Raw genomic sequence first — 8,788 nt, forward strand, 5'->3', positions numbered from 1 at the left:
CAGGAAAAGGCATCCCTTTTATTTATTCGAAGGACAAAATACACTGGACGTTAGGTGGCAGAATTTTTTCCAAAGACGCGTTGCCCAAATGGCATAAACAGGACATTCCTCAGCAAGATGGTGACCTTTGGGCGCCTGATATTTCTTATGTCAACGGGAAATATTATTTGTATTACGCGGTTTCGGCATGGATGAATTTTAATTCAAGTATTGGCCTGGCGGAAAATAGCACTTTAGACCCGAGAGATCCTCATTATAAATGGTTGGATAAAGGCCAGGTAATAAACGTAAGAAACGGCGGAAACGGCGTAAACGTGATAGATCCGAGCTTAGTTGAAGATAAATATAAATGGTTGATATATGGATCTTTTAAAGCTGGGCTAAGAATGATACGATTGGATTCTTTAACCGGATTTCGATCAGCAAAAGATACCACCATTTATACTATTACTTCCGGACTTGGTGAAGGCTCTTGTATTATTAAGTCCGGGAAATATTATTATCTATTTACTTCCAGAGGCAGATGCTGTGCTGGCTTAAGAAGTACTTACCAAATTGTAATAGGCCGATCCAAAAATATTACTGGCCCTTATTTAAACAAGAAAGCAGAAAGCTTATTAGAGAATAAATACAGTATTTTTTTAGCGGGAGATGACTGGGAGCCCGGACGAGGCGGCAATAGCTTTTTTACGGAAGGAGATACTACCTATGTGGTTTATCATGCTTATTCAAAAGCACTTGGTGGTAAGTCTGTCTTAAAAATTAAACCTTTGTTTATGGATGCTGACGGGTGGCCTACACTCAATAATCAAGCAACTTTGTTTAAAAGAAAAATTAATTAAAAAATAATTAAAGAAAGATAATGAGTTTAACCAGAAGGGATTTAATAAAAATAATGGCTGCGGCATCGCCGGTGGTGCTTGCACCCAAGGCGTTTGGAACATTGTCTCATTTAATAGGTGCCGGAGATTTAAATTTATCGGCAGGTCGTAAATTCAACTTTAATGCCGACTGGAAGGTCAAAGTAGGAGATTTCCCGGATGCACCCAACGCGGACTTTGACGATAGCGGTTGGCAAACGCATACCCTGCCTTACGCGTGGAATGAAAATGATGCTTTTAGGGTAAGTATTGACGAGCTTTCTACGGGGATTGCCTGGTATCGCAAAAGCTTTAAACTTCCAGAAGCTTGTAGGAGTAAGAAGATATTCTTTGAATGCGAAGGCATCCGCCAAGCGGGTACATTTTATTTGAATGGAAAGGAAATTGGATTAAGTGAGAATGGTATTATGGCTTTTGCATTTGATTTGACTGACCATGTAAAATTTGGCGACGAAGAGAATGTCATGGCGGCTAGAATCGATAATAGTTGGGATTACAGAGAAAAGGCCACCAACGCAAAATTTCAATGGAACGACAAAAACTTTTATGCCAACTATGGAGGAATGAATAAGAATGTGTACATTCATGTTACACCAAAAATTTATCAAACACTCCCTATCTATTCCAACCTTCAAACTACAGGTCTTTATGTATATGCGAGTGAATTTGATATTGAGGGAAAAGTTGCTAGGATAAATGTAGCATCTCAAATTAAAAATGAAACGAACAAAGCACAAAAAGCTAAATTGGAAGTGCTTATTTTTGATGTAGAGGGCAGAAGAATTAAAACTTTTAATGGAAATAATGGAACGGTGAATGCAGGCGGGTTATTAACGCTTACCGCAAGTGAGATAGTCAATGATTTAAATTTTTGGAGTTGGGGTTATGGATATTTATACACGATTCAAACCAATATTTTAATAGATGGGAAGGTGGTAGATACAGAATACACAAAAACCGGATTCAGAAAAACAGAATTTAAAGATGGCATGATTTATCTCAATGACCGGGTTATTCAGGTGCATGGTTATGCCCAAAGAACCACCAATGAGTGGCCTTCCATCGGCCTGTCTGTTCCGGCTTGGTTGAGTGATTATAGTAATGGATTAATGGTGGAAGGGAATGCGAATCTGGTAAGGTGGATGCACGTTACACCCTGGAAACAAGATGTGGAAAGTTGCGATAGAGTAGGGCTTATGCAAGCCATGCCTGCGGGTGATTCTGAAGGGGATGTAAAAGACAGAAGATGGGGCCAAAGAAAAGAAGTGATGCGCGATGCCATTATCTATAATAAAAATAATCCAAGTATTGTTTTCTATGAATGTGGGAACAAGGGTATTATGGATTCCCAGATGCAGGAGATGAAAGACATTAGAGATATGTATGACCCGCATGGAGGCAGGGCAATCGGAGCACGTGAAATGCTGGCTAGTAAAGTGGCGGAATATGGTGGAGAGATGTTATACATAGATAAAAGTTCTACAAAACCTTTATGGGAAATGGAGTATTCTCGCGACGAGGGTTTGCGTAAGTATTGGGATAACTATACGCCGCCTTTTCATAAAGATGGTGATGGTCCTTTGTATAGAGGTGAACCAGCAGGGGAATATAACCGTAATATGCAATCGCATGCTATAGAAGATGTTGTTCGTTGGTATGAATATTGGAAAGTGAGGCCTGGCACCGGTAAACGGGTAAGTTCAGGCGGTGTAAACATTGTTTTTTCAGATACCAATACCCATCACAGAGGTGCAGAAAATTATCGATGCAGTGGCGAAGTAGATGCGATGCGCATCAAGAAACAAAATTTCTTTGCCAATCAGGTAATGTGGGATGGCTGGGTAGATGTGGAGAATCCTTCGATGCATATTATTGGCCATTGGAATTATAAAAAAGGAATCGAGAAAGATGTATACGTCGTTAGTTCATGTCCTAAAGTAGAACTATTCTGTAACGGAAAATCTCTTGGATTCGGACAGCGTAGCAATGCGTTTCTATTTACGTTTAAATCCGTAAAATGGAGGAAAGGTATTCTGGAAGCTAAAGGTTATAATGAACAAAAAAAGATCATTTGTTCGGATAAATTGACCACGACTGGAGAGCCACATCACGTTAAACTCACCGAAGTGAAAAGACCAACAGTATTTGTTGCTGATGGTCATGACTTAGCATTAATTGAGGTGGAAGTGGTAGATGAAAATGGAGTTTGTTGTCCTACAGCACTCAATATGATTGAATTTGAGTTGAACGGTCCAGCCGAATGGAAAGGCGGCATTGCCGTTGGCCCCAATAATTATATCGGTTCGCAAAACTTACCTGTCGAAGGTGGAGTAAACAGGGTCTTGATACGTTCTACTAATAAAGGGGGGAAGATTCAGGTGGTCGCTAAATCGGCGGGCTTACTGGGAGCGACATTAACTTTAAATCCACAGGCTATCGATGTAGAAAATGGCCTGTCTAGTTATTTTGCCTCGTCCAAATTGGCACCAACTTTTCTAAGAGCTGCCACCCCAAATACACCCTCCTATCAGGTGTCTCGAATGGCTGTTGCTGTAAAAGATACAAAAGTGGCCGTGAATGGGGGTAAGGCTACAAATAGTTATGATGATAATGAAACTACTGCTTGGGAAAATGATGGCACGCTTTCTACAGCTTGGATTGAATATGTTCTTGAAAGGGAAGCGGCAATTAGCCAGATCGATATAAAGCTTAATAATTTTAGAAGAAAGAGTTATCCATTACAGATTTCGGTGGATGGTAAAGTTGTATTCAATGGAGAAACCAAGAAATGTCTGGGTTACAATACGCTTGTCTGTAAGCCTGTAACCGGAAGTATTGTACGGATTGAATTGACGGCGGTTGCGCACGAAGGGAAAGATGTGATTGGGGAGGAGGTGTCAGGCAAAGTACTGGGTGATGGGGTTAAAAGTGCACATGCAAATGCCAAAGGGTCGTTAAGTATTATCGAAGTGGAATTTTACGAGGAGGTTAAGCAATAAATCCCTATCACAGAATCTTGATCTATACAAATATGATTTTTATGAAAAAAAGTTTAATCGCATTGTTATTATGGGTTGTATTTCATCCCGTTGCCCGCGCTTTTGTGAAAGTACCAGATGTGCTTTCGAATGGGATGGTTTTGCAACAGCACACGCTGGTACCTATTTGGGGTACTGCATTGCCCGGGGAAGCAATTGACCTAAGTTTCGATCATCAAAACAAAAGTACAAAAGCCGATATGGAAGGTAATTGGATCATTTATTTAGATCCTATGAATGCCGATGCAACACCTCAAATGTTGGTGATAAGAGGTATCAATGAAATTCATATCAAGGATGTGCAAATAGGTGAGGTTTGGCTTTGCACAGGACAGTCTAACATGCAATTGATTTTATCTATGACCAACAAAGGAGATTCGGTCATCGCTTCGGCTAATTATCCGATGCTTCATTTATTCAATGTGAGCAGAGAAAATTCGTTCGGTCATACCCGAGGTGCGATTGGCGAATGGTCGCCCTGTACGCCAGCTTCTGTAAAGGAATTTTCAGCAGCGGCCTATTATTTTGGCTTGGCCCTGCAACAGAAATTAAAGGTACCGGTGGGTATTATTAATGCATCATTTGGCGGTTCTCAGGCCGAAGCTTGGACTCCTAAATCTTATTTACGAATCCCAGAACTGGAACCTTGTATCGAAAGGGATACACTGTGGGCAAAAATACGACCAACGGTTCAAGTGAATTACAGAAAACAACTGGAAGACTGGAAAGTATATGCCGGCAATGAAAAAGCGGCGGGACACAAACCAAAAGAAGCGCCACATCAGCCGGAGGCTTTGCGCGATTACCGGCCTACGACATCTATCTATAATGCTATGATCGCTCCACTAATGCCATTTGCCATTAAAGGAAATTTTTGGTATCAGGGAGAAAATAATGAGGATCGGGCAGAACAATATGGTACTTTATTGCCTGTAATGATCCGGTCATGGAGAGATAATTGGAAAGAAGGTGATTTTCCTTTTGGCATTGTACAGTTACCTAACTATAGAGATCATAAGTCTGAGCCGGAAGACGCGGCCTGGAGTCATCTGCGAGAAGCACAACGGTGGGCTGCCGATACGGTAAAGAATGCTGGATTGATTGTTACTATTGATATTGGAGAAGCCCACAATATTCATTATCACGACAAATTCGATTTGGGGCAAAGAATGTGTCAATGGGCTCTTTCTCGTGTATATAAATACCCGATATTGCCCTCTGGGCCTATGTTTGAGAGATCTGAAATTGAGAAAAATAAAATAATTGCGAGCTTTGAGGTGGTTGGCAGCGGACTTAGAACCAAGGACGGAAAAGCACCGCAATGTTTTGCTATTGCGGATGCAAATCATCAATGGCATTGGGCTAAAGCGAAGATTATTGATAAAAACAAAGTGGCAGTTTGGAGTGAGGAGGTGCCTGAGCCTATAGCAATAAGATACGCTTTCAATAGCAATCCAGTTGATCCAAATCTTACCAATGATTCTATGTTGCCAGCGGCTCCATTTAGAACGGATGATTTTCCCGGGCCAACCCATGGAAGAAAGTAAGTTATATTAATTAACGTATAAGGATGCTTAGCTTATATGTTAGTTGAATTTTATGCAAAAAATGTTTCGACAGTAGCAGTTGTTTCGAATATAGTTCGTCGTGATATACCCTTTACGATAATCAAAAAAGATGTACAAAAAGAAAATGCAAATCCACACGGCTTGGCAGCGGACGCGCCGTTGCGGACAAAGCATTTGGCGAACTCTTTTCGCGAAATCATATGGGTCACATTTTCAAGGGTATTAACAAAAGCAGGTGAACAAGCACAATTATATTATTTACCCGAAGCAGCCTGGAACAATCGGTCAATAAGCACATTAATCCGCAATATCTCCTGACTTTATTATCAACGATTAATCTCTTCTCAAAAAAGGAGTTGGGCGGAACTGAAATGAAAGAAAAATCGAAATACTGATGATTTTATAGAATCCCCACTGTATTAGCGCTCTTAAAATTACCCGCCAACAAAGCTTATACAGAAAAGGAATTTGAAGAAGCAATTATTGATAATCTGCAGCAATTTTTGTTGGAGCAGGGCAAAAGGTTTTTCTTTTGTAGCAAGGCAAAACAGATTCGCACCGAAACCAAGATTTTTATTCGCATTTTTTTGACCTCTGTCTCCTGGAAAAATATACACCCCTTTGGGTGACCCAGCCAATAAAAGATTATTTTCGTAGCATGTTTGTACGAAAAAAGAATAACCCCAGTGGTATCATAAGTGTCCAAGTTCTTGATAAAAGTCGGGGCAATTCGCGTCTTGTGAAAACAATAGGCAGCAGCGCTGACCCTAAGGAGGTTGAATGTCTGGTTGCAGAAGGCAAAAAGTGGATTACTACTCACCTTGGTCAACAAGATATGTTCGAGCAATTGGATCAGATGCCGGAAGAAAAACAGGCTACTGAATAGATGTTCTCAGCTGTCGAATGTATTCTATTTGGTGATGAGTAAGTCGTATTGGAAAAGACATTCATTCCATCTGCTTTTATAATTTTATTTTTAGAGTTTTCCCGCTGCAAAGTTGGGAGAGCTGGAGATGAACGATAACACAGCAATCTTTTTGTATTCCATTGTTAGCATAAAACTAAAAATATAGTAAGAGATTTGCAACTATATATAGTAAGACTTCTCATCTCTAAGACTGGAGAAACAAATGTCTCCATTACTTTATTTTGGCATAAGTAAAGCCCTCTTTAAATTAGTCAACATCTATCCTAACTTGATCCAATACTACACCCGGATCTAATGTGTACACACGCAGTGTATGCCATCCTTTGGTGAGGTTAGGGTAATTGAAAATGTTGAATGCCTGATTGCGTATTACATTGTCTTCCCATGTGTTATCCTTTTCTTTGGTGGCGAAACTTTTTTGCAGCATAGCAGTATTATCTAAAGAGATTCCGACGCTTACATCAGTCTTTTGATAAATAGGAAATGTAGGCACTGTGCAAATATTGATAGTCGCGGCTCCACTCTGCTGTGTATAAAATTTATATTCTAAATAGGATTGGGATAAAGCAATATTCTTAACAGGTGGAATAGGGTAAAGCATTGTGGCATTAGAACTGTAGCCGAGGCCTTTAATGTTTGTCCACGTATATTTTTGTGAATAATTATAAGATTTTGTGAATTGACTTGCGTTAATAAGAATATGCTTGCCGATATGGGTGACCTGTTTTTTATCGATATTTTTTAGAGGTGGATCTATATTTATTTGTATGTTGAAAGACTGAGTATCTGCTTTAATTGTAAAACTTCCTTTTAGTGTGCCTTTTGGAATTTTGTTCCAGTTGATAGATGATTCAAGCATATTGCTTTTGTTCAGACTCCCATTGTTATTATTCAATTGTAACCAGTTGGGTTGGTTGACAATTCTCCAGTGCATATTTTCTTTGCCTTTGTTGAATAATTCTATAAAGTATTGTTGACGATTGTATGGATTGAAATTTGGTAAAATATAGGTTCCGCTTGCATCGCTAGGCGTGTCGCTATCTTCAGGCCAAATCATTATGCCGGAAGCATTCGTTTCTTTAATAGATTTGATGATAGGTCGGTTAAAGACTAGGCGATTTCTAGGGACCATACTCATTATTCTTTTCCATTTTCCGTTGGCCAACGAATCATTATAGTAGCGGGTAATTTTTACGATGGAATCGTAGGCATCCTCTGCCAGCGTTCCATATTCTTCAGCAGCAGGAAGGTTATAGGATGCAAGTGTTTTGTTTCTCTGTGCGTACATTATTTTTTCATTCATATAAGTTGCACTGAGAACAGGATAAAGGACCAATTCATAGTAGGCATCTTGCAGCCTTGTGGGAATATCTTTTTTTATTTCTTGCGCTTGCTCTGCGATTTTTTTATATTGGCTAATTCTGTTTATGATTTCTCTGGCGGTATTAAAGGGGTGAACCTTCGGTGCTTTATTATTTTTAATTTGGCTGCTCCAATCCAGAAATGCTGGTCTTCGTTCATAAGCCAATTGGTAGTAAGCTTGCATCACCCTGGTAATTGCTCCTGCATTTTTTTTACCAAAAGTATTTGCCATCCAATTTTCTAAATGTGTTTGAATATTTCCCGCATTAATACTATTGATATTCCAAGCCATATCCATAAAGAATTGCAGGTCATATTCAGCAGGTTTTAAATCACCTACATTTACAATCCACATTCTTGTAGCACCAAGATCCCATGCTTTTTTCATCTCTTCAAAGATAAGTGCAGGGTTGGTGGTTGTCAACCAAAGATAATCCATTGGAGAACCCCAATAGGAGACGTGGTAATAAACACCGGCCGATCCGCTTCTTTGTTGTTCTGCTGGATTACTCAGGCGTCTTATATAACCATAATTATCATCTGGCCACATCAAAGTGACATCGTCAGGAACTTTTAAATGAGCGTTGTAAATAGGCAGTACTTCTTTATAAGGAACAAATACCTGCGGTATTTCTGGTAGGTCTTTATTTACATATTTCGCAAGAAGATGACGTTGATCCTTCAACACTTGGGTAAGCAATGATACTTTTTCGCTGAGCGTCTTTGCACCTTCCATTTTACTGTCATGTACGCCGCGAATACCAACTGTATAGATTACATTGTCTTTTGCTGTTTGTTTTACTCTTTTTTTCCAATAATTGTAAATTGAATCTCGATTAGAGATATAGTTAAATGCGCCCATCGTTTTCTCGTTCCATTCACCGACATTATTGCGCAGCATTGGTTCAGCGTGTGAAGAGCCCACATAAATATCGTATTGTTACGCTACTCTTATATTTTCTTGAATCTGAAAAAAAGTTTTCGTACATGGATGCATTGACGGCCAAATAG

General features: G+C 39.6%; 7 protein-coding genes. 6 read left to right on the forward strand and 1 reads right to left on the reverse strand.

Annotated features, from left to right (window positions below; genetic code table 11):
* The 6 genes from ACQR30_RS14875 to ACQR30_RS14900 form a co-directional block, all read left to right on the forward strand.
* On the forward strand, nucleotides 1–842 hold an 842-nt coding region (locus ACQR30_RS14875), incomplete at its 5' end, for an arabinan endo-1,5-alpha-L-arabinosidase (RefSeq protein ID WP_429736505.1).
* Nucleotides 843–862: 20 nt separating this feature from the next.
* Nucleotides 863–3,880, forward strand: coding sequence for a DUF4982 domain-containing protein (locus ACQR30_RS14880; protein WP_429736507.1), 3,018 nt, complete (start codon nucleotides 863–865; stop codon nucleotides 3,878–3,880).
* 41 nt (nucleotides 3,881–3,921) lie between these two features.
* Entirely contained in the window at nucleotides 3,922–5,466 is a 1,545-nt protein-coding gene (locus tag ACQR30_RS14885) for a sialate O-acetylesterase (RefSeq protein ID WP_429736509.1), read from the forward strand.
* Between the two features lie 36 nt (nucleotides 5,467–5,502).
* Nucleotides 5,503–5,805, forward strand: coding sequence for a hypothetical protein (locus ACQR30_RS14890; protein ID WP_429736511.1), 303 nt, complete (start codon nucleotides 5,503–5,505; stop codon nucleotides 5,803–5,805).
* Nucleotides 5,806–5,894: 89 nt separating this feature from the next.
* Nucleotides 5,895–6,116, forward strand: a complete 222-nt coding sequence (locus tag ACQR30_RS14895; protein ID WP_429736515.1) for a PDDEXK nuclease domain-containing protein — start codon at nucleotides 5,895–5,897, stop codon at nucleotides 6,114–6,116.
* Between the two features lie 110 nt (nucleotides 6,117–6,226).
* A complete protein-coding gene (locus ACQR30_RS14900) occupies nucleotides 6,227–6,373 on the forward strand; it encodes a hypothetical protein (protein WP_429736513.1) in 147 nt (48 codons plus the stop codon).
* A 289-nt stretch (nucleotides 6,374–6,662) separates the two neighbouring features.
* On the opposite strand, the gene ACQR30_RS14905 is transcribed toward ACQR30_RS14900, so the two are convergent.
* On the reverse strand, nucleotides 6,663–8,708 hold the full coding sequence (locus ACQR30_RS14905; RefSeq protein ID WP_429736517.1) for a glycosyl hydrolase 115 family protein: 2,046 nt from the start codon (nucleotides 8,706–8,708) through the stop codon (nucleotides 6,663–6,665).
* Nucleotides 8,709–8,788: the final 80 nt, after the last annotated feature.

Origin of the sequence: Arachidicoccus sp. (assembly GCF_050436765.1) — a bacterium.
Classification (GTDB): Bacteria; Bacteroidota; Bacteroidia; order Chitinophagales; family Chitinophagaceae; genus Arachidicoccus.

Coding starts and splice junctions, on each gene's coding strand:
- ACQR30_RS14880 (WP_429736507.1), top strand. CDS start 863: ATGAGTTTAACCAGAAGGGATTTAATAAAAATAATGGCTGCGGCATCG.
- ACQR30_RS14885 (WP_429736509.1), top strand. CDS start 3,922: ATGAAAAAAAGTTTAATCGCATTGTTATTATGGGTTGTATTTCATCCC.
- ACQR30_RS14890 (WP_429736511.1), top strand. CDS start 5,503: ATGTTAGTTGAATTTTATGCAAAAAATGTTTCGACAGTAGCAGTTGTT.